17 protein-coding genes and 1 other RNA gene are annotated in these 22881 nt (G+C 41.7%); all 18 read right to left on the bottom strand.

What is annotated here, in order from left to right; translation table 11 throughout:
- Positions 1 to 2 precede the first annotated feature (2 nt).
- The 18 genes from LI164_RS01465 to LI164_RS01380 all read right to left on the bottom strand — a co-directional run bounded on the left by LI164_RS01465 (position 3) and on the right by LI164_RS01380 (position 22843).
- The gene (locus LI164_RS01465) at positions 3 to 704 is read right to left on the bottom strand and encodes a DUF1700 domain-containing protein (RefSeq protein WP_227086640.1); all 702 of its coding nucleotides are present in this window, start codon (positions 702 to 704) and stop codon (positions 3 to 5) included.
- On the bottom strand, positions 704 to 1024 hold the full coding sequence (locus LI164_RS01460; protein ID WP_117495082.1) for a PadR family transcriptional regulator: 321 nt from the start codon (positions 1022 to 1024) through the stop codon (positions 704 to 706). The genes LI164_RS01465 and LI164_RS01460 overlap by 1 nt, the downstream gene beginning before the upstream one ends.
- A gap of 561 nt (positions 1025 to 1585) precedes the next feature.
- Positions 1586 to 5167: a helicase-exonuclease AddAB subunit AddA gene (gene addA / locus LI164_RS01455; protein WP_227086639.1), complete on the bottom strand. Its 3582-nt coding sequence runs from the start codon at positions 5165 to 5167 to the stop codon at positions 1586 to 1588.
- Positions 5158 to 8562 carry a helicase-exonuclease AddAB subunit AddB gene (addB, locus tag LI164_RS01450; RefSeq protein ID WP_227086638.1) on the bottom strand — a complete coding sequence of 1135 codons (3405 nt, stop codon included), beginning with the start codon at positions 8560 to 8562 and terminating at the stop codon, positions 5158 to 5160. Before addB ends, addA begins: the two co-directional genes overlap by 10 nt.
- An 11-nt stretch (positions 8563 to 8573) precedes the next feature.
- A complete protein-coding gene (gene dapF / locus LI164_RS01445; RefSeq protein WP_005334513.1) occupies positions 8574 to 9431 on the bottom strand; it encodes a diaminopimelate epimerase in 858 nt (285 codons plus the stop codon).
- Between the two features lie 140 nt (positions 9432 to 9571).
- Positions 9572 to 10819 (bottom strand): GTPase HflX, encoded by a 1248-nt coding sequence (gene hflX, locus LI164_RS01440; RefSeq protein ID WP_117657694.1) that lies wholly within the window; start codon positions 10817 to 10819, stop codon positions 9572 to 9574.
- Between the two features lie 11 nt (positions 10820 to 10830).
- Complete coding sequence (locus LI164_RS01435; RefSeq protein WP_227086637.1) at positions 10831 to 11355, bottom strand: tetratricopeptide repeat protein; 525 nt, start codon at positions 11353 to 11355, stop codon at positions 10831 to 10833.
- Between the two features lie 24 nt (positions 11356 to 11379).
- On the bottom strand, positions 11380 to 13242 hold the full coding sequence (locus LI164_RS01430; RefSeq protein ID WP_117980907.1) for a heavy metal translocating P-type ATPase: 1863 nt from the start codon (positions 13240 to 13242) through the stop codon (positions 11380 to 11382).
- Positions 13243 to 13340: 98 nt separating this feature from the next.
- On the bottom strand, positions 13341 to 13700 hold the full coding sequence (locus tag LI164_RS01425) for a metalloregulator ArsR/SmtB family transcription factor (RefSeq protein ID WP_005337017.1): 360 nt from the start codon (positions 13698 to 13700) through the stop codon (positions 13341 to 13343).
- Between the two features lie 195 nt (positions 13701 to 13895).
- Positions 13896 to 16331: a heavy metal translocating P-type ATPase gene (locus tag LI164_RS01420; protein ID WP_227086636.1), complete on the bottom strand. Its 2436-nt coding sequence runs from the start codon at positions 16329 to 16331 to the stop codon at positions 13896 to 13898.
- Positions 16332 to 16450: 119 nt separating this feature from the next.
- Positions 16451 to 17119, bottom strand: coding sequence for a uracil-DNA glycosylase (locus LI164_RS01415; RefSeq protein WP_005334523.1), 669 nt, complete (start codon positions 17117 to 17119; stop codon positions 16451 to 16453).
- Between the two features lie 81 nt (positions 17120 to 17200).
- Complete coding sequence (hisF, locus tag LI164_RS01410) at positions 17201 to 17962, bottom strand: imidazole glycerol phosphate synthase subunit HisF (RefSeq protein ID WP_173793600.1); 762 nt, start codon at positions 17960 to 17962, stop codon at positions 17201 to 17203.
- Positions 17963 to 17978: 16 nt separating this feature from the next.
- A complete protein-coding gene (gene hisH, locus LI164_RS01405; protein ID WP_227086679.1) occupies positions 17979 to 18584 on the bottom strand; it encodes an imidazole glycerol phosphate synthase subunit HisH in 606 nt (201 codons plus the stop codon).
- Positions 18585 to 18656: 72 nt separating this feature from the next.
- Positions 18657 to 20150 (bottom strand): cell wall metabolism sensor histidine kinase WalK, encoded by a 1494-nt coding sequence (locus tag LI164_RS01400; protein WP_117657697.1) that lies wholly within the window; start codon positions 20148 to 20150, stop codon positions 18657 to 18659.
- A 1-nt stretch (position 20151) separates the two neighbouring features.
- Positions 20152 to 20829, bottom strand: a complete 678-nt coding sequence (locus tag LI164_RS01395; protein WP_005337005.1) for a response regulator transcription factor — start codon at positions 20827 to 20829, stop codon at positions 20152 to 20154.
- A gap of 131 nt (positions 20830 to 20960) precedes the next feature.
- A complete protein-coding gene (locus LI164_RS01390) occupies positions 20961 to 21848 on the bottom strand; it encodes a radical SAM protein (protein WP_173793598.1) in 888 nt (295 codons plus the stop codon).
- 176 nt (positions 21849 to 22024) lie between these two features.
- Positions 22025 to 22374, bottom strand: a transfer-messenger RNA (tmRNA) gene (gene ssrA / locus LI164_RS01385).
- 220 nt (positions 22375 to 22594) lie between these two features.
- A complete protein-coding gene (locus LI164_RS01380; protein WP_005334533.1) occupies positions 22595 to 22843 on the bottom strand; it encodes a hypothetical protein in 249 nt (82 codons plus the stop codon).
- Positions 22844 to 22881 lie beyond the last annotated feature (38 nt).

Raw genomic sequence — 22881 nt, 5'->3', positions numbered from 1 at the left:
CTTCACGCTACCACCTTTCTATGAGAAATCTTTTCCCAGAGGTACTTCATTCCCTTTGCCAGTCCACGGAGTACTACTTCACAGAGTTTTCCAAATCCTACTGTTGCAACCACACCAAGAACCATTATGATCAGACCGCTGCCAATCAATGCCAATCCTGCGGCCGTCTGTGGCAGAAGTATAACGGAACCGGATATTACCAGCGAAATTCCAACAATTGCAATGGCAGCCCCGGCAATAACCAATGCAAATACTCCAACAATGATAGTTAACACCATTGCCAGTCCTGTAGCCAGAATACCTCCGATAATTGGAATCAAGACCGGTCCTATAATTATCGCAAGAGCCACAATTAAAACAATTTTTCCAATACGGGCATTTTTCTTTTTCTGATTATCTGATGTCCCATACTGATATTCCGATGACTGCTTATTCTCCTGATGATTCATCTGATATTGCTGTCCTGCTGACTGATATTCTTCCTGCTGACCATGCGTTGTATTTTCTGTCTTGCCTTTTAAATCTGCTTTTATATTCTCTGCCACTTCCTCCGGAGCGCCAAATTCCCGAATAACCTGTTCTTCATTCTCTTCGCCGGCCTCATCGAAGTAATCATTATAATATTTCATAGCATCTTTTCTCTCTACTTCCGGGATGTCCTGTAAAAGCGATGCCAGTTTTGTCATATATTCGATTCGGTTCATTACTTCTCACCCCCTGCAAATAACTGATTGATCTTGTTCATATATTGTGTCCATTCTGTCCGATACATATCAAGCTTTTCCCTTCCTGCCAAAGTCACCTTATAATATCTTCGATTGCGCCCATCATATTGTCTGTCGTACACTTCAAGACACCCATCTTTTTGGAGTCTTCGAAGAACTGGATAGAGGGTTGATTCAGACACTTCTATTGTCTCCCGCACATCCTGTGTAATCTTATAACCATAAGTGCCTTCCTCTGTCCGTGACACAACTGCCAGAACAATCGCATCTAAAAGAGCTGCACCTGTATTAAAGACCATTTCACCACACCCTTTCTGCAAAATCTGGATTTAACCCAAAATTGTTATGCAATTATCTTTACAGATTCGCTATATTATTTTGTTTCATATATTATATGCTGTATAATATATGCTTTTGTATATTATATGGCATATAATATTATAAGTCAAGAGAAAACAGTTGCAAAAATGGAACAACCTGCATTTTGTCTTAACAGATATTTTCATTCAAGTCGAACGTCCGTGAGACTTGGCGCGTGATTCTGGTCAGAGAAGCTGACATATTCCTATCAGAATCACTGCGCATCCTCGTGGAGCGTTTATCTCAGTCGGAGATTGGACTCCCACTGAGACAAATTTGCTATTACTCACCACCTGAAGGTGGGAGTCTGTCTTCTCGACTGAGATAAAAACAGCATCAAGTGCATATTCTACGCGACTTCCACACAATGGAGATGAAACTCTTAACATCATAGAGGCCTCTGCTGAATATGATGTTTGTTTTTAGAGGTTCATCGTAATTCCCTGTGTGGGGAACTTAGAATATGCACTTGATGCATCCTTTTTAGTAATTAATATTTGTTAAGACAAACTGCAGGCTTCGCCCAGTGTAAAAGAGTACAGCACCTTTTCTTTCACTTTCTTCCCAGTGATCTGTTCCAGTGCCCTGCCATAGTAATCTAGCTGGGCATGGTATTTTTCCACCAGTTCTTCTATCTTATATACTTTGTCTGTCTTGTAATCCAGTACGACCAGTCCGTCTTCTTCCTCAAAGTACACATCTATGATTCCCTGTACAAGAACAAAGTCTCCTTCTGGCTCATCTTTATATAATTCCTGCTCTGGTATCCCAAGTACAAACGGCTGTTCTTTCCACAGTTTTCCACAATCTGCACTTATTCTCATTCGTTTTCCCACAGAGCTATCAAGAAATCCCAACACATCGGCTGTCCGGACGGAATCTGCCATTTCTCGCGTCATTCGCCCTTGTTCTACAAATGTGTTTATCTCTGTCTCCAGCGTCTGCCTATCATACATTTTTTCAAAATCAAGAAGTTCCATGACGCGGTGATAAGCAGTTCCTCGCGGAGCTCCGGTCAGCGTTTCTTCTTCTGTCATAAATTTAGGAAGAAGCGGTACAACTTCCGGTTCTTCAAAAACTACTTCTCCCAAAGCATTTTCCTCATCGTCAAGTTCTGCCTGATAAGCCATTTTTTTTAGCTCAGATACTGTAAATTTCATCTTTCTGGCATGACTTTTTGGATAAGGATACTGATATGCGAACTGTTCTTCTAATGTCTGTCTTACATTTGCATCATATTCTGCTGAAGTGTCCCATCTTCGTAATATTTCTTCCTGTATTTTTCCGGATACTTCCGTCTCCACCTCATCACGGACAATCTCTTCTAGCAACACTTCTTCGAAAGTGACCGGTATCTCTTCTGGTATATATGCAAGTGCCGGTATGATCCAGTCCAGATATTGAATAGCACTACTTCTCTGTGCAAAGGTCAGCGTCTTTGCCATTTTTGTCTCTAGATTATCACAGGTTCCTGTAATAATCAGCTTTTCCTTTGCTCTTGTCAGTGCAACATAAAGCACACGAAGCTCTTCTCCTAAATTATCAAGCTTCGCTTCTTTTTGAATCACTTTTTTTACCAGACTTGGAATTTTCGTTCTTCTATCTAAATCTACCACGTCCATACCGACTCCCAGTCTGGCATGAATGATCACCTGTCCGGCAAGATCCGTCACATTGAATTTTTTACCAGTTCCTGCTACAAACACGATTGGAAACTCCAGTCCTTTACTTTTATGGATTGTCATGACACGGACTGTGTCTGACTGCTCATCCTCCAGACTTGCCTCACCATAATCCACTTCAAATTTCTGAAGTTGCTCAATATAACGCACAAAATGAAAAAGTCCTTTATAGCTGGAAGACTGAAATGCCTGCGCTTTTGTAATCAGCATTTCTACATTTGCCGCACGCTGCGCGCCTCCCGGCATTGCTGAAATAAACTGACCATACCCGGTTTGTGTCAGAATACTCCGTAGAAGTTCATGGATTGGTGTATACGGAACAATTTCGCGGAAATCATTCATTTTTCCATAGCAATGTTTGAGTTTCTCACATATTACCGTATTTTCTCCGTTTTCCAGATAATTTTCTACCGCCTGGTAAAATGGAATTTCAAAAGCTTCAGAACTTCGGATCACTGCCATTTCTTGTTCGTTCAGTCCACAAAATGCCGACATAAGAACCGCCGCCAGTGGAATATCCTGTTTCCGATTATCCAGCACTCTTAGATAATCCAAAAGCACTCCGATTTCCTGCGTCGCAAAATAGCCTTCTTTTGTACCTGAAAATGCCGGAATTCCTTCCCGATTCAGTTCCTGTACGAATATGTCAGCAATCCCTTTCACACTTCTGGTAAGAATGACAATATCGGAATATCTTGCCGGACGCAGTTTTCCTGTCTTCTTATCCAGAACCTTCTGCTCTGCAATTAGCCTGCGGATCCGGCTTGCGATCATCCGAGCTTCCATCTCCTGTTTGGAGGCTTTTATGGAACGGTCATATTTTTTCAATTCTGTATTTAATACAAGTACTTCTGTTTCACACCCCGGATTTTCAGGATATTCTGCACCTACATACAATGCCGCCTTGTCATCGTAATCAATTTCTCCAAGATTTCGCATCATAATCTGCCGAAAAATGTAATTCACACTGTCCAGTACTTCTTTTCGACTCCGGAAGTTTTTATGAAGATCAATCCTTTGTTTTGGTCCTTTTTCCAAATCATACGTGTCAAATTTTTCCATAAAAAGCTCTGGTCTGGACAGCCGGAAGCTATAAATACTCTGCTTGACATCTCCCACCATAAAAATATTATATTTTCCTTTCGAAACACCGGAAATACTGGTCAGAATTGTCTCCTGGATCAGATTACTATCTTGATATTCGTCAATCATAATCTCCCGGAACTGATCCTGATATTCCTTTGCAACCTCAGAAGGTTCAAACTCTTCTTCTGTTTTTTTTGCCAGGATCTGAAGTGCAAACTGCTCCATATCTGAAAAATCAATAACATTTTCCTGGCGCTTCTTTGCGTCAAATCTTTGCGAAAAACATTTTACCAGGCTCACCAATTCTTCCATATAAGGAAGACATATCTGCATATCTGCTGCCATTTCTTCCGGTTTCTGATAAAAATAATCTTTCTTCAGACCACTGACAATTCCCTTCACCTGCTCACGAAGATCCTTAACTGCTTCTATTTTTTCTTTCGATACAGTCTTATCTCTGCATGATGCAAACCTACTCCACTCTACATTCTGGATGCGCCCAGACAGCTCATTATAATTTTTTGCACTTAAGAGCTCTCTTATTGTCTGAGCATCCAGCTTCAAAGCCTCTTCATACACAGCCGGGCCATCTATTTCCAGACTAATTTGCGTTGCCTGTTCATTCAATAGTTTTGCTTCTTCCAGGTAGGCTTTCGCCCAGGTTACAATTTTGTTTCCATAATCACTTTTTTCCAGATCTTCTGCACAGTCGACTCTATATGCATCAACACAAGAATCAAGCCAGCCCTCTCCGTCTGGATAGCTCCGACTGTAATCGTAAGCCTTCTCAATCATTTCTTCTAGCTTTTTATCATTTCTTCTTCCACCATAGGCATTAGAAAACCGCAAGAACCGCTCTTCTTTTTGCGCGTACTTTTCTTCCAGCAGTTCATCTAATACATCATGCCGCAAAAGTTTCAGTTCTCCTTCTTCTGCAGTACGGAAACCTGGATCAATGTCAATTACATGAAAATGATCACGGATCACAGAAAGACAGAAACTGTGAATTGTTGTAATCTGCGCATTGTGGATCAAAGTCGCCTGTCTTTTCAGATGTTCATTTTCCGGATTCTCTTCTAATGCCTTTTCAATGGCACCCCGGATTCGTTCTTTCATCTCACCTGCCGCTGCTTCTGTAAATGTTACAATCAGAAGTTCGTCCACATTGACCGGGTGTTCCTCATCAGTCAGCATTGTAATAATACGCTCTACCAACACTGCTGTCTTTCCCGAACCTGCTGCTGCAGACACAAGAATATTGCGGTCCCGAAGATCAATGACCTGTTGCTGCTGTTTTGTCCATTTTACTCCCATGAGCCCGTTCCTTTCTCCTGCTCCTTTTCATGATTGTCCCGATTCATGTTCTCTTTGACTGCATCTGCTTCCATGGCTGCTATCACCTCTGACTGTGTCATCTCAAAAATATCCCGATATTTGTATCCCGGTATTTTCTGGTCAAAACCACAGATATGCCGGTATGCACAATAATCACAGCCACTCTCCTGTTTTCTCCGGTATGGAAATGCTGCAACTTCTCCACTTAATATTTTTCGATGTACCTTTAATACTTTCCCCAGGGCATGGCGCATCATCACTTCAAATTCCTGCTCCGATGCAACTTTTGAATTTTTTGACAGACTACCATTTTTATTATATTTCACAGGAATGACAGCAGATTCTCCGACCTGACAATGATCCAGATGCTCCAGTGTCTCATCTTTCAAATTCATCACGCCATCCACTTTCAGCTCTTTTAGTACTTTCTGCCAGATTTCTTCTTCCTCTCCAACCACTTTCTTCTCCACAAGAGGATCATTTAAACGGTAATAAAAGACACCTGCCGGAATTACCTCACTGTCCGGGTAATGTTTTTGAGTCATTTTTACTGCTGCGTCCATATAGACCATAAGCTGAAGCTGGAGCCCGTGATATAAAGCCACCACATCAAAGGCCTTGCTCCCGGTCTTATAATCCAGAACCTTGACATAGACCTTGTCTTTGTCTTTGCACAGATCCACACGGTCAATCTTACCATTCTCAAAACGCATTTCATAAGCCACCGGCACAAAATCTCCTGCTTCCAGCTGCTTTGTAAGCGCCCATATAGTTCTCGTCAGAAGACGCTTCATGCGCTCAATCATATACTCATTGCGCGCCGAACTGTAAAGCACCGAATTTCCATAGTCGGAAATGGCATGTTCCACACTATCGTCAATGTATTCCTGTCTTTTTTCTTCCTCGATCTCTGTCCAGGACAAATGCTCTTCTTTTAGCTTTCTGGAATAATACTCCAGGGCACTGTGGCACACATTTCCCAGATCCAGCGGTTGGAATTCGTATGTCTGACGCTCCCGAAGGCGCAGTCCATAAGTAAGAAAATGAGCAAATGCACAGGCTGAAAACCGTTCAATTCTCGTGATACTGTCCTGAAAATGTTCTCCATAAAGCTGCTTAGCCACCTCTTTTGTCAGTCCATCTGCCGGCCGGGTATAAAATCCTGATTTCATAAGTTCTTCTACACGATACTGCCACTGTGGCTGTCTCTTGTACCAGGAATATAATTCCTGCCATTCCTGATCCATAGCATTCCCGTCCTGAAATCCTCTGATAACTTTTTGCATACCAAGCTTTGGGGTCCACTCCTGGGCAGAAAATGCCTGTTTTTCTTCGTCTTCTATTTCCAGACCCGAAAATAATCTCTGCATCTCCTGGATCAGATATGATGGGCGGATACTTTTTCCGTCCGCGGAAACCTTGCTGTAATAAATATCCAATGTCTCAGAAGGTTTTGTCAGATTCATGTAAAGATAAAATTTCTGCTCGTACGCTTTCTCTTTACCTCCCGGTGACAGATGGATCTTTCCTGTTGCAAACTTATCCCTGTCGCGCTCTGTAAGAAGACCACTCCTTATTAATGCTCCCGGAAGAAATGTATCATTTGCCCCGACAAAAATAAGTGCTTTAATATCTTTTAATCTTGTACGTTGCATGTCTCCAACAACGACCTGATCAATTCCAGGTGGAATCACTCCGACTCTTGCTTCTTCAAGACCCGCGTCTAAAAGCTTCAGATATTCATCCATGGTCACATTCTCATCACCAAGAAGTTCTACGAATTTATCAAATAGTTCAATCAAAATACGATAAACCTGACTGTATTCCTTGGCAAGCGCAAGTTCTCCTGCCTCTTGAAATGCTTCAGACTGACGCTGCAATTTTAACTGAAGTTCTTCTCTCACCATAAACTCATAAAGCGCCATCGTCACATCTTTGACTGTCTTGCTCCTTTGTCTTAATACATACACAAGCGTGTCCACCTTTTCCACAAGACGAACCCGGTTATGATTCAGAATTTCCAGATTTTCTTCTTCCAGATATTTCGGGCGGCGGATCCAGCTCTCCTGCCATTTCTTATATCCACGGATTCCAAGCGCAATTACGTAATTTTCCAGTTCATCGACTTCACCATAAGTAAAACCACTAAGATTTGTTCTTAAGAAACGAAATACACTCTCATAACTGAAATTATCCTTCACCATATTCAGAAGACTCCGGATATATTCTACAAAAGAATTCAAAAGAATACTCCGCTTATGATCCATAAACACCGGAATTTCGTAGAGGTCAAATGCCTGTCCCAGGTCATCACCATACACCTCCATATTGCTTACAATAACTCCGATATCCCGGTAACGATATCCTTTTGTCCGAACCAAGTTCCGAACTCTTCCTGCAGCTTTCATCGCTTCTTCTCTTGGATTTCTGGCCACATGTATCCGGACTGCTCCCTGTTTTTCCTTATAACATTCTTTGCTATAGCGGAATATATTTCTCTCCAGAAACTCCATAGCCGAATTGTCACAGAATCGATAGAGTGGACGTTCGTACAGACACAATGGGTCTTCCACACTCACTTTTCTCTCTGCCGCAATCTGTATTAACGATGCCACGGTATGCTTGCCGAGTGCAAATAACTGATATGGGTGCTTATAAACGTACGGATTTTCCCGATCATCCATCGTTACAGTTACGATCACTTCCCGGCATACTTCAAGAAGTTCTCCAAGCAGCCGGTTCTGTACTGGTGTAAATCCTGTGAATCCGTCCAGAACAATCGTACTTTCTTTTAAAATATCCGAACCTTTCACTACACGGCAAAGTGCATCCAGGAGTTCTTCTTTCGTAATAAATCTATCTTCCAGATATTTCTTAAAACCAATATACAGAACTTCCAGATCCTGAAGTTTATAATAAAGCCTTGAATTCTCCCCTGCTGCTGTTTTCATCTGCCTCAGTTCCTCTTCCCCAATATCGTACTGATCAAATTCTGAAAGCACTGATTTGACTTCGCTGATATAGCCAAGCTTTTTCATATTTCCCTTTAAGACTTTTAAATCCTTTTCATAATCACCGGCAATCTTTCGCAGAATCAGATTCTTTCCCTCATCATCCAACACCGGAAGGGCCTGCCCACCGGTCTCCTCAAAGATGCGGTAAGCAAGCCTCACAAAACTAAGTACGTCGATATTCATAATTCCATGATTCGGATGTTGCATGACAAGATCCTTCTGCGTCTGCATCGTAAACTGCTCCGGTACAAGGACAATATACTGACGATCCGGGAACTTTACAGATTCCCGGATCACATAATCATATAATTGATAAGATTTTCCTGAGCCAGACGGCCCAAATACGAATTTTAAAGACATATCTCTCCTTCTTACAGGCTCCTTAAATTCTCCGTAAATTCACTGCTGAGCGTAATCTTTGCCACGTAGAATACATCTCCTGTCATAAAGACCGTTCCGTCATCTTCTACTTCCACCTGAAGATCTCCTCCCGGCATATGTACGATTACTTTGTTATTCGTCATACCAAGCTTATGTGCCACGGCCGCGGCTGCACATGCACCTGTTCCAGATGCCAGAGTATAGCCTGCACCACGTTCATAAATCTCAATAGCGATATTCTCTTTGTCGATGACTTTCATAATCTGTGTATTGATTCTGTGCGGAAAATACTTCGCACACTCGGAGTAATCACCAATCTTGCATACAATATTCTTAGAGATTTCTCTCATCGGAATCACGCAGTGCGGATTACCGACACTTACACAAGTAACCGGATACAATGTCCTTCCGAATACCATATCTTCATTGATAACTTCTCTCTTCTCTCCTGTCACCGGAATTTCATCACTCCAGAAAGAAATCTTTCCCATAGAAACGCGGAGTCTGCTTCCGTCTTCATTTAAAAATGTAACTGCTGCCTCCCCATATCTGGTATATAATTTGAAATTCTTCTTTTGGATATAGCCTGCATCTTTTAAATATTTTGCAAAAATACGGACACCATTTCCACTTGTTTCAGATTCACTTCCATCCGGATTCCATACTTTGACATGCATGCCGTCTTCTTTTATAACCGGACCCTCCAGGACTCCATCTGCTCCAAGTCCTGCATTACGGTCACAAATCATCTTAACATTTCCCGGTGTCAGTTCCAGTTCATTTTTATTTGGATCAAATACTACATAATCGTTGCTTAATCCATGATAACGCTCTAATACCACTTTCATAACATACCTCCGTTTTAAATCTTCAGACAATTTTCACTATTCTTATCATAACAGGCATCAATTTCTTTTTCAATGTATATAATGATTTTTCTGTCGTTTAAATGTATGAAAAAATAATATACTATAAAACATAATAAAAATTACCTGTTGACAACAATTTGCGGATAAATATCAGCAGGTACATATGCCGTAACCTGGATACCTTCTTCTGTATAATTCTCTTCCAGTAATTCTCCATATTTTCGAATAAGCTGGATCTTCCCGGCTTCACTGTACGGATATACTTCCTCTATATAAACCTTCTGCTGGCGAAGAAGCGCTTCAATCGTCTCCAGCAGATCCCCGAGTCCTGCTTTAGTCTTTGCAGATATTGAAACCGTATAGTCTGCCTTAAAATCTCGAATAACTGGTATTCCTTCCAGTCGGTCCTGTTTATTAAATACGGTAATAATCGGTTTATCTTGGACTTTTAATCCCTGAAGTGTCTCATAAACAGTAAACATCTGCTCATCCGCCTGAGGATTCGAGACATCAACCACATGCAGAATCATATCTGCATACTTTGCTTCCTCCAGTGTACTTTTGAATGCATCGATCAGATGATGTGGCAGCTTCCGGATAAAACCTACGGTATCTGTCAGAAGTATCTCCTGACCGCTTGGAAGCTTCAGACTTCTTGTCGTCGGGTCCAGTGTTGCAAACAACTTATCTTCCGCCAGAATATCTGCACCAGTCAAAGCGTTGAGAAGTGTTGACTTTCCGGCATTCGTATATCCCACGATTGCTGCGACCGGAATCCGGCTCTTTGCTCTTTTTTCTCTTGTCACTTCACGGTGTTGCTTTACACTCTTTAGCTCCCGATTCAGAAGTGCGATCCGATTTTTAATAAGACGTCTGTCCATCTCCAGCTTCTTTTCTCCCGGACCTCTCGTACCGATACCACCGCCAAGCCTTGACATGGCAGTTCCAAATCCGGCAAGTCTCGTCTGTCGGTACTTAAGCTGCGCCAGCTCAACCTGAATCTTTCCTTCACTGGTAGATGCTCTTGCAGCAAATATATCCAAAATAACCAGAGTCCGATCCATAACCTTTGCATCTAGTTCATCCTGGAGATTCTTCATCTGTGCCGGCGACAATTCATCATCACAGATAATTCCTGTTGCATCCAACTCCCACAAAAGGCTTTTGATCTCATCAATCTTTCCCTTTCCGACATAAGTTCCCGGGTGTACCTGATCCCGGCTCTGCACAACTTTTCCTACTGTAACAGCACCGGCTGTCTTCGCAAGCTCACTTAGTTCTTCCAGTGAAGCATCAATATCCTCCTGCCCCGGAAGACATACCCCTACCAATATAACACGTTCTGTCTCTTTCTTTAATTCTATCATTTAAACTTCCCTTATCTGGTTTTTAAAAATTCTGCTTCTTTAGCAGCTTTCTCGTCATCTGGATATGCAGTCACATAATCTTCCAGTTTTGCCTTTGCATTGTCCCAGTCTTCCAGTTTTTCATAGCAGACTATTACATTAAACTGAATTTCCTGCTTCATATCGTCAGAACAATCTGAATGATCCAATGCTTTTTCATAATAAGAAATAGCATCTTCATAGTTTTCTGTCTGCATCTTACACACTGCCATCATATTACAGATTGTTCCTGTCTCCTTCGTTCCGGCTGAAACTGCATTTTCAAATGCAGCAAGCGCATCTTTGTATTTTTCCTGTTCATAATATGCAATTCCCAGTCCACGATAGGAATCGGCCACATTTTTCTTATCCTCTACTGCTTTCTGGAAATTCTCCTGTGCTGCTGCATAATCTTTATTTTCCAGACTTTCCACACCCTTTTTATATACATTCTGACCACAGCCTGCAAGCATCATGCACACCAGTATCAGTGGTATAATTCTTTTATAGCATTTCATAATTGTTGTCTTTTTTCCTCCTGTCTAAGCAGTATATCCTGCAACTCCTGCTGAATTAATCACTGCCAGTATCACCACGACCATCTCTACTAAAATTGCTTCCCACATACCAAAGTATCCAATAACTGCCATAAACAACACAAGTATCTTTATAAATACTGCAAATGTAATATTCTGTGAAACACTGCGCAGTGTCTCTTTTGCAATTTTCATCAAAGCTACTATTCCATGAAGGTCATCCTTTACAAGAATCACATCTGCTGCCTCAATTGCCGCTTCTGACCCGAGATTTCCCATGGCAATTCCTATATCTGCTCTCGCCAGCATCGGAGCATCGTTAATTCCATCACCGACACAGACCAGCTTCTCTGCCTCTCCCTGAATAGACATGAAATCTTCTAACTGTTCCAGTTTATCCTGCGGAAGTAAGTCCGTATAAACATAGTCCATATGAAGTTCGCGTCCAACCGCCTGTCCCGTCTTTTCTGTGTCTCCCGTCAGCATCACCAAAATTGCCCGATACTTTTCCTTCAGCCATGTAAACGTCGCTTTCGCCTCTTCTTTCACCTGATCCTGAACGAGTACATATCCTGCATACTCTCTGCCCACACATACGTAGACGACTGTTCCCGGTTCATTAATTTCATCTACCAGCAGCTTTTTTGCATCCATCATACGACGGCTTCCAACATGCACTCTCTGACCTTCATAGGTCGCACTGATTCCAAATCCAGGCTTTTCTTTTACACTTCTGACACTGTCAGTATCCAGCTCTTTTCCATATGCATCTGCCAGTGATTTTGCCAGCGGGTGATTGGAATAACTCTCCACATGAGCGACCAGCTTTAAAAGTTCTTCTTCTGTCATACCCACTGCTTTTATTCTTGCCACCCGGAACTCTCCTTGTGTCAAAGTTCCTGTTTTATCAAAGATAAATGTATCTGCTTTCACCAGACTTTCCAGAAAATTACCACCTTTGACCACGATTCCCTGTCTGGCTGCTGAAGCAATTCCACCTAAAAATGCAAGTGGTGCTGCCACTGCAAGCGCACATGGACATGCCACGATTATAAAAATAAGTCCTTTATATATCCATGTCTCCCAGTTTCCATAAGAAAATGTAGACGGCGGAATAACCATGATCAACACAGACAGCAATACCATGATCGGTGCATATACTTTGGAAAATCTCGTCACAAATGCTTCTTTTTGGGATTTACGGTTCTGCGCCTCCTCCACAGTTTCCATAATTCTTGAGACGATTGAATCCTTGTAAATTCTTGTCACTCGCGCTTCCAGCACACCGCTTTGATTAATGCAGCCACTGTAAATCTTATCCCCTTTATACACTTCCACCGGCATTGCCTCTCCTGTAATTGCCTTTGTATCTATAGTTGAGCTTCCAGACAGAACAACCGCATCGACTGGAATTCGTTCTCCTGGTTTGATCACAATAATATGACTCATCTTTAATTCCGAAGGATCTACCTGTACTTCCTGCCCTTTTACTTTACGAATAGCATATGTCGGTCTCAGATCGATCATCTTTGCAATAGATCTCTTTGTCCGGTCTGTTGCAATCTGTTCCGCAAGCATTCCAAGTTCAAACATAAGCATAACTATCACAGCTTCCATATATTTCCCTATGCCAAATGCTCCGATTGTTGCAAAGATAACTAATATATATTCTACCGGGAATCTCTTTTCCATAATCTCTTCACTCAGTTTCTGAAATGCCCCATATCCTATCAGTAAATAGGTTCCCAGAAATATTGCGAATTTTTCTTGATCGGACAGCATAAATCGGGCTGCCCCCCAGACAGCACCTGCATATACGATTATTCCCAATCCATAGACTATACATTTTCTCTTTAACTGCTTTTTCATAACTCTATTCCCACATTCTCTTTCTTATTTTGAGACTTGCATCTTTGCTTCGCCCAGATGCAGGAAAACGCTTTGGTCAGTCATCTTAACATATCTTTTTATTCCGTAATATGCTCCATGCCCTGACTGATAATAGACTGGATATGTCCATCTGCAAGCGAATAATAAACAGTCTTCCCGTCTCTTCGGTTCTTCACAAGTTTCATCTGCTTTAACATACGAAGCTGATGGGAGACTGCTGACTGTGTAACTCCCAGTATCTCCGCCAGATCACACACACACATCTCTGATTTTTGCAATACATACAGAATTTTCACCCTTGTTCCATCTGCAAATGCTTTATAAAAATCAGCCAGACTATTAAGCAGTTCTTCATCCGGCATCTGCTCCAAAGCCAGTTTTACGTTCTCATTATGAATACATGTCACATCGCAGCATTCAACTTCTGTCTTTCCCATATATTTCATCCTTTCAAACTACAGACTATCATGACCCGACTGTCATGTTTTTTGTAAGGCTTAAATCTTAAAAATTACAATTTTCAAAGCCAGACTATGCCTGTACAAATGCCTGTTTATATTAATTATGCCAAATGGAGAAAACTATTTCAACCATTTGGCATAATTTAACACTTTTGTAATGTTATGTTATCGTTATTTTGTTTTCACATGCATTGCGCGGATGGAATTCAATACACATAGCATTGCTACACCTGTATCGGCAAACACTGCAAGCCACATATTCGCAAATCCAAGAAAACCAAGAATCATAACAATTGCTTTGATCACCAGCGCAAATACTACATTCTGAATTGCAATACTTCCTGTCTTCTTCGCAATCGCGATAGACTGTGGGATTGCTTCTACTGAAGAATTCATAAATACCACATCGGCCGCCTCTATTGCGGCATCTGCTCCGCTTCCCATTGCTGCTCCCACATCTGCACCAGCCAGTACCGGTGCATCATTAATTCCGTCTCCAACGAACATGACAGCACCGTGATTCTTACGAACGTTCTTTAGATGCTCCAGTTTTTCCTGTGGAAGAAGTTGTGCATAAACTTCATCAATTCCTGTCTCTTTTGCAACTGCCTGCGCGCTGTTCTTCTCATCACCAGTTAACATAACTGTTGCAATTCCAAGAGCTTTCATCTTACTTACAGAAGCAGCCGCATCAGTCTTAATTTCATCTGCTACAATTACAAATCCTTCTAACACACCATCGACTGCCAGTAAGACTTCTGAGCCATAACCGCCTTTTTCGTATCCTGTCGTATCTACCTGAAACATTTCCATCAGTGTATAATTTCCAAGGAGAACGATTCCTTCCGGGAATGTTGCACGGATACCTTTACCGGAAATCTCTTCCACTTCTTTCGGTCTTGTAAGCGTCAGATTCTGTCTTCTTGCTTCCTGAACAATGCTGACCGCAATTGGGTGTGTTGAACCAAGCTCACAGTCCGCCGCCATAGTCAGCACCTGTTTTTCTGTCAGTTTTCTTGTTGCCGTGACTTTCTGTACAGCAAAATTCCCCTTTGTGATGGTTCCTGTCTTATCCATAATGACTGCTTTAACATCTTTCAATGCCTCCATAGCCAAACCGCCTTTAAAGAGGATTCCTCTCTTAGATCCTGCTCCAATTCCCGAGAAAAAAGCCAATGGTACACTCAATACAAGTGCACACGGACAACTGATTACAAGAAATGTAATCGCTGTGTAAATCCAGTGGTTCCAGTCTCCCGTTACAATGGAAGGGATAATTGCAGTAAGAACTGCTGCCACCACAACAACTGGCGTATAAACTCTCGCAAATCTTGTGATAAAACGATCGATCTTCGGCTTACTTGCCGCTGCATTTTCCACCGAATCAAGAATCTTTGTGACCATGGATTCGCTCAGTGGTTTTGTAACCTCAGCCTTTAATACACCTTGTTCATTGATACAACCAGAAATCAGTTCGTCTCCCGGAACAACTCTTACCGGTACCGGCTCTCCTGTGACCGGTGAAGTGTCTACCCGGCTCTCACCCTCGATAACCTTTGCATCCAGTGGAATTCTGTCACCAGGACGGATCATAATAATATCTTTTACCCTTGCATCCTGTGATGGAATTTCTTTTACTTCGGAACCAACGACAAGATTAACAACTTCCGGGCGCATATCTACGGCATCCATAATCTGTCCACGGCTCTTTTCCACGGCAATATCTTCGAACAACTCTCCGATACGGTAGAACAGCATAACTCCGACTGCCTCTGCAAAATCACCAATCACAAACGCGGCAATTGTCGCAACTGCCATCAGAAAGTTTTCATCAAACAAATGTCCTCCCGCCATATTCTTCAGCGCTTTCATTACAATCTCAAGTCCAAGAAGTAAGTACGCAATAATGAAAATACATGCACTGATCATCGGATTCGGAAGTGTTTTTTCTGCAATAATACCTGCGGCAAAAAGAATCGCTCCAGCTCCGACAAGTACTATATCCTTTTTATTCTCTTCAAACGGGTTCTTCTTCTCTCTTTTGATCGGCTGATCATCCGGCATTGCAACAACCTGTACTTCTGACTCGATAGAGGAACAGATTTCCTGAATCTTGGAAAGGAGATGCTCCTGATGATCTGATGCGACAACTAGTTTTTTTGTTGCATAAGTCAATGTTGCACCTTCAACTTCCGGTAACGCCTGAATCTTTCTCTCCATCTTAGCTGCACAGTTCGCACATCCAAGATTTTCCAAAATGTATGTCTTCTGCGCTACACCTGCCGGCATAACACAAGGCTCATGCTCCACTGCTTCATGATGATGTTCATGATCTTCATCATGGTGGTGATGATGTCCACAGCCACAGCCGCATTCACACTCCTCATCATGGTGATGGTGATGGTGCTCCTGCTCCTGCTTATGGTCATGATGGTGTTCATGCTCTTCGTCATGGTGGTGATGATGTCCACAACCACATTCTTCCTCATGGTGATGATGATGCTCATGAGCTTCATGTTCATGATGGTGATGTTCACAGCCGCAACCACATTCACACTCTTCCTCATGGTGATGGTGCTCGTGTAATTCTTTCTCCATATCTTTCATATATTTTATCCTCCTGCACGTTGCATTAACAATTGAGCATTTGTTCATATGTTTGTTTTAAATATATTCCTGATATGTCTGTTTGTCAATAGTCTTCCTTTATTTTCTCTTAATTATTACTAATCAATCTGCCAGTCGATTGGTTCCACACCGCCTGCTTCCAGGAATTTATTCGTCTTGCTAAATGGTTTACTTCCAAAGAAACCACGGTAAGCGGAAAGCGGACTTGGATGTGGTGCTTTCAGAATCAGATGGTTCGGATTATTCAACATGCTGGCTTTTCTCTGTGCCGGAGCTCCCCAAAGAATAAATACAATCGGACGATTCTGGCTATTAAGTGCCATAATTGCTGCATCCGTGAACTCCTCCCAGCCAATGCCTCTGTGTGAATTCGCCTGATGTGCCCGTACAGTCAATACTGTGTTGAGCATCAGAACACCTTGCTCTGCCCATTTTGTCAGGCAGCCATGATTCGGGATGGTACAGCCCAGATCATCGTGAAGTTCTTTATAGATATTTACCAGTGATGGTGGAATATCCACACCTTTCTTTACAGAAAAACAGAGTCCATGAGCCTGTCCTACATTATGATATGGATCCTGTCCAAGAATCACAACCTTTACTTTATGTAATGGTGTCAAATGAAAGGCATTGAAAATGTCATCCGCCGGTGGAAATATCTGTCTTGTTCGATATTCTTCATTTACTGTCTCAAATAGTTTTTTATAATACGGCTTTTTAAATTCCCCCTGCAAAGCCTCAAGCCAGTCATTATTAATTGCTGCCATTTTCTTTTCTCCTTTTTACTTTCTAGATAGAGATATAGGTAATTGCAACTTTAAGTTACAATTACCCATACCTTTTATCTGTTATAATCGCACAGAAACACCTCTGCCACGAAGATATTCTTTTACTTCCTTAATCTCTAATTCTTTATAATGGAACAGAGATGCTGCCAATGCTGCATCTGCCTTTCCGTCTGTCAGCACATCGTAAAAATGTTCCAGATTGCCTGCACCGCCGGAGGCTATGACCGGAATATTAACTGCTTCTGCAACTGCACGAGTCAGTTCCAGATCATACCCTGCCTTTGTTCCGTCACAATCCATACTTGTCAAGAGTATCTCTCCTGCTCCCAGTTTTTCCACCTTATGAGCCCACTCCAGTGCATCAATTCCTACATCAATTCTTCCACCATGTTTGTAAATGTTCCAACCACTGCCATCTGCACGTTTCTTTGCATCGATTGCTACAACCACACATTGGCTTCCAAACTTGTCTGCCGCATCCGAAATCAGATTCGGAGTATCAATGGCTGATGAATTAATCGAGATCTTGTCTGCTCCTTCTCGCAACAGTGCCCGAAAATCGTCTACCGTACGGATTCCTCCACCAACAGTAAATGGAATAAATACTGTCTCAGCTACTTTTCTGACCATATCTACAACTGTGTTTCTTCGATCGGATGAAGCTGTAATATCCAAAAAAACAAGTTCATCCGCTCCTGCTTTATCATAAGCCTTAGCAATTTCCACTGGATCTCCAGCATCCTTCAAATCTACAAAGTTCACACCTTTTACAACTCGTCCGTTATTTACATCCAGGCATGGGATGATTCTCTTTGTATGCATATACCGTTCCTCCTGTCTATAACTCAACAAAATTCTTCAAAATCTGTATTCCAACATCACTGCTCTTTTCCGGATGGAACTGGCATGCAAATACATTTCCACTTTCTACAGATGCATGGATCAATGTGCTGTATTCTGTTGTGGCTGTTACAATACTCTCATCTTCTGACTTCAGATAATAAGAATGTACAAAATATACATAAGAATCTTCCGGTATTCCACGGAATAATCTGCCTTCATTCGGATACTTCAGAGAATTCCAGCCCATATGAGGAATCTTAAGTCCCGGCTGATCCGGAATCCGAAGAATCTCTCCTTTTAAAATACCAAGTCCTTCTACTCCCGGTGTCTCGTCACTTCGTTCAAATAAAAGCTGAAGTCCCAGACAAATTCCAAGAAATGGAGTCCCTTTTTCCACGACTTCATGAATCACTTCTTCCAGATTATATTGTCTGATCTTGCTCATAGCATCTCCAAATGCTCCGACTCCCGGAAGGATTACTTTGTCTGCCTTTAAAATCGACTCTCTGTCTCTTGTTACAACAACTTCCTGTCCTAAAAGGTGCATGGCCTTTTCCACGCTCTTTATATTCCCTGCATCGTAATCAATAATTGCTATCATGTGCTCGTGTCCCTTTCTTCTCATTCCTTTATGCCTGTTAACGCACATCTTTCTCTTTTGTTATGGTTTCTTCTATCGTACATCAAGTGTGAACCAGAATTCAACACCATTATCGTAATTTTTCACACCATATTGCTGATGCATGGATTCCATAATAGCTTTTACGATAGAAAGTCCGATTCCATTGCCTCCATACTCGCGTGTATGAGCCTTGTCCACTTTGAAAAATTTATCCCAGATACGCGGAACATCTTCCTCCGGTATTGGCTTTCCGGTATTAAATACAGTCACTTTTGCAAGTCCGTCTTCCCGCAAAATCTTCACTTCAATAATCTTTTCTTCATTGACATGATTATAGGCATTACTTACATAATTGCGCACGACCTGTTCAATCTTAAACTCATCCCCCCAGACGTAAACTGGATTTTCTTCCCTGAAAATAAGTTTAACATCCTTTTGTTGTGACAGAATGTCCATACTCTGAAGTACTCCGCCAATCAGCTCTGTCAGATTAAAACGCTCAAATTCTACTTTATCATTCCCGAACTCCAACTGATTCAGTGTCATCAGATTCTTGACCATCCGATTCATCTTACCTGCTTCGTCCATAATAACATCACAATAGAAGTCACGGCTCTCCGGGTCATCATTAACTCCTTCTTTCAGTCCTTCTGCATATCCCTGGATCAGAGCAATCGGAGTTTTCAACTCGTGAGATACATTTCCCATAAACTCCGTACGCATCTGCTCCATCTTCTCTTTCTGCTCAATATCCTGCTGCAGACTGTTATTTGCCTGCTTCAATTCAGAAATTGCCTTTTCCAGCTTCTGCGACATACGATTAAAGTTATCACCCAGTTCACCAATCTCATTTTTACCACCGCTTGTATACTTCGCCTCAAAATCCAGATTTGCCATACGGTCAGACAGCTCTGCCAGTTCCTGGATCGGCTTTGTAATCCTTCTGGAGAAATACCATACAAGTCCCATGCAGATGATCAGTGTTCCCATGCCTACATATATTAGGAAACGATTGGATAATGCAACACTTTCACGGATACTTTCTACAGGACTTCGAATGAGGAAATTCACATTATCGTCAAGTTGTCCCCACATCTCAATATATTCGCTCTGATTCCATGGATCCTGACTTCTCATCAACTGGTAATTGTCTGTGCTATCCAGCACCTTCCCACCTTTTTGTGCCTGGTTCAGAAGATATCCCGCTAACTGCTGCTTGAGCATATTCGTATCGTGCACATTTGTAATCAGTTTTTCATTATCCATATCCAATACAATATAGGAAATGTTGCTCTTCTCACAAAGGACATGTAATTCATCTTGTACTTCATCATTACTGATCGTCCCCTTTTTCACAGCATTCTGTAGTTCTTCATATACATGAATGAACTGCATTTCCTTGTCTCTGATATAATACGGCTCTAAGAACTTTACATTAACAACAAGCAAAATAGCAAGCAGACAGATGACCATGCCTGCAAAAACTGCGATCATCTGCCTCTTAATAGAATGCTTTCTTTTTTCTTTTTGTTTAAAATGCTTCATCTTAATTTACCTCGAATTTGTAGCCCATTCCCCAGATTGTCTTAATGTATTCACCCTTTTCTCCAAGCTTGCTGCGAAGCTTCTTAACATGAGTGTCGATAGTTCTTGCATCTCCAAAATAATCATAATTCCATACATTATTCAATATCTTCTCCCTGGAAAGTGCAATTCCCTGATTCTCAAGGAAATAAGACAATAATTCAAATTCTTTATAACTAAGTTCCACATCTTTTCCGTCTACCTGCACCTGATGAGCTGCCTTATCTACAACAATACCGCCTGCTTCCACATGCTCATCTGCATCCAACACATTCGAACGTCTCAGAAGTGCATTCACTCTCGCAACAAGAATCTTCGGACTAAATGGCTTAGAAATGTATTCGTCCACGCCAAGATTAAATCCCTGAAGTTCATCCCGCTCATCGCCGCGTGCCGTCAGCATAATAATCGGTACTTTAGAAGACTGACGGATCTCACGGCAAGTCTGCCAGCCGTCCATCTTCGGCATCATGACATCTAATATGATCAGCGCAATATCTTTCTCTGCGTAAAACGCCTCCATAGCCTCAAGACCGTCTCCTGCCTCCAGCACCTGATATCCTTCTCTTCCAAGAAAATCCTTCACAAGCTTACGCATTCTGCTCTCATCATCTACAACTAATATCTTGATCTTTTCCATATCATAAACCTCCCTGTACGAACTGTACATTCTGATTTTTTATTTCTTACGCTTAGACGCGAATAGCACATATTTCCCGTCATATTTTATAGTATAACAGGAAAATATGTGCTATGTGTGAAAATTTTTTTCTACATATCTGTCCTCTTCCAAACTGTATCCAGAAATCCCGGCTGATCTCTATCCCACGCCGCCATCTCAGAATCCAGATGCTTAATAATCTCCTCTCTGTCCTGTGGCAGGACTCCGCTGATCGTAATCAGATTATATGGGTGACTTCCGAAGAAAATGCAGTCATTTATCTTTAATGCACGAAGCAGCATTTTTTCTTCCTCTACCAGTTCACGCTCTGTAAGCTGTACATACTCTCCTTTATCGCAAAGCTCTTCCAGCTCACTTCCGCGTAAAACCGCTGTTGAAAGAGGAGATACACGGTATGGCGGATACTTGTTCAGAAGAGCCGCCGTGGCTTCTACACTTTCTTTGCTATGCCCTTTTCCACCAATTCCAAGCATTAAAAGCGCTGAATACTTCATTCCTGCCTCTTTCAGCTTTCCGATATTTTCATAAGCTTCTTCGACCGTAAAGCCCTTATTGATCAGTTTTACCGCCGGGGCATATGCCGTCTCAAGTCCTACATACAGCTCATCATATCCGACACTTTTCAGAAGCTTCAAATCTTCCAGTGATTTTGCTTTCAGATTCTGAATAGAAGCATAGCAGGTAAGTACCTCTACTTCCGGCAGATACTGATGAACCAACTCTGCAATTTTTACAAGTCTGTCGGTCCCAAGTACAAAGGGATCTCCGTTCGTCAGATAGATTCTCGTAATCTTCTCGCCTCTGTCATAAAGTTCTTTTAAATCCATCTCCACATCTTCAAGCGGCGCAACACGAAACGGTGTCTTCCGGTACATGGTACAAAAAGAACATTTATTATGAGAACAGCCTATTGTAACCTCCAGTCTCTGTACACTGGCTTCTGATGGCGGTCTGTATATCTGTCCTGTCTGGTGCATAGTTTTCACACTCCTTATTCTCATTTATGGCACTGAGACATTTCCTACAATAACGTCCGCAAAACGTCATATACTTTTTTCCTTTAAATTCAGTTCTATTATAATTTTCTTCATTACCAAAAACAAGCCGGACTTCTTATATGATTCCTTCATACAAAAAGTTCGACTTGTTTTTTTAGTGGACCTGGCGGGAGTTGAACCCGCGTCCGAAAGCCCATCCACCAGAGCTTCTCCCATCACAGTCATTACTTTGACATTCCCTCCATCAGTCACCTAATGACGGGTTACTGATCTTAGTAGCTTCATAAAATCTTCCATTCCCTCAAAGCTTTGAGAACGAAGTGCTCCGTCTGTTTGAAGCCGGTTACTTAAGCAACGGATGACCTAAGGCCGACTGCTGCCGCAATTAGGCAGCGTACGCTAAATTTTCGTCTGCGTTTAATTTTAAAGTGGAACTTTTATCGTAGTGTCCCGCTACGGATGGCTTCTCCAACTTCCAGACCCCCGTCGAAACCAGTACAAGCCCTGAATTACTTCTAAAAATGACGATTGTCATCAATCCAGTTTGCTGGCCGGCAGACGTTTGTATACATACACTAACACTAATACTTCAAAATATCAAGTCCTATCTATTATATTTTTTCATATTTTTTATCATTTCAGTATTATCTAACAACAATTCTGTTTTTCGAATCAATATTTTCTCTTTTTCTGACAAATCGTATTTATACCTGGTCAGGACAATTTTACTCTTCATCCTCGTCTTCAAGTCCCAGAATCTCTGACAGAACCTGTATGATGATCTCATTTGTACAGGATTTTACATATCCCATCATATGAAGAGAAATCTCATCCTGCTTCTGCCCCTCTGTCAGTTCTGTATTCTTCTTCGTATCCTGAATCAGCTTCACCAGTTGAGGTGTCAGCTCCTCATAAATCTCAACCGTTGTATCTGTCACTAATTTTCTCAAGTCTTCTTTTTTTACAGGTACCATATATTATCCACCTTTTCTACATCTTTTACAATTCTTAT

It is taken from the genome of Dorea sp. 210702-DFI.3.125 (assembly GCF_020560945.1).
Lineage (GTDB): Bacteria > Bacillota > Clostridia > Lachnospirales > Lachnospiraceae > Dorea > Dorea formicigenerans.
The sequence above is the reverse complement of the archived record's forward strand: the minus strand, read 5'-3'. Positions and strand labels throughout refer to the sequence as shown.